The following is a 530-nucleotide window of genomic DNA, read 5'->3' as shown; positions in this document are numbered from 1 at the left end:
AAAAAATATTTCTTTAGTTTGAAAAGATAGGAAATTATCTATTAATTTTTAGTCTTAAAGAGTCATTTTAAAATAAAAAGTTGTATGAAAAAACGGAACAGCTCAAACCCACTACAAAACCAACCATTATTAAAGAGTTATTAACATATTTACAAACTAATTTCCCACAAGATAACTTTACTTTATTTTCTTTAAATTATTTAAATGATGATTTTAATAACCAAAATAATATTCATATTTTAGACAATATCAAACACACTTACACCCAAGAAAAACTATTTCAACAACTCTTAAAAATTATTAGTCCCACATATGAAAATCAAGAATAGAATAGGCGCTAAATTGATATTTTTTTATCATTAGAAAAAGAGTGCTTTATGAAAAATGATGATAAAAAAACAATTTTTTTTCCTATATTTATACTTTTATTATAACATAAATAATAAAATTTGGTTAATCAAAAAAAGAAAAAAACAGGTCTAACCCTCCATAAAGAAGGGTATATTTAATAATTAATAATTGATGATAAA

Annotated in this window: 1 pseudogene; it reads left to right on the top strand. The window is 21.3% G+C overall.

Features of this window, described 5'->3' with window-relative positions:
• Nucleotides 1-104: 104 nt before the first annotated feature.
• Nucleotides 105-326: pseudogene (locus RI68_RS02975) on the top strand (replicative DNA helicase); the annotation flags it as partial.
• Nucleotides 327-530 lie beyond the last annotated feature (204 nt).

The sequence above is a fragment of the Vaccinium witches'-broom phytoplasma str. VAC genome, from assembly GCF_000309405.1.
Lineage (GTDB): Bacteria > Bacillota_I > Bacilli_A > Acholeplasmatales > Acholeplasmataceae > Phytoplasma.
The sequence above is the reverse complement of the archived record's forward strand: the minus strand, read 5'-3'. Positions and strand labels throughout refer to the sequence as shown.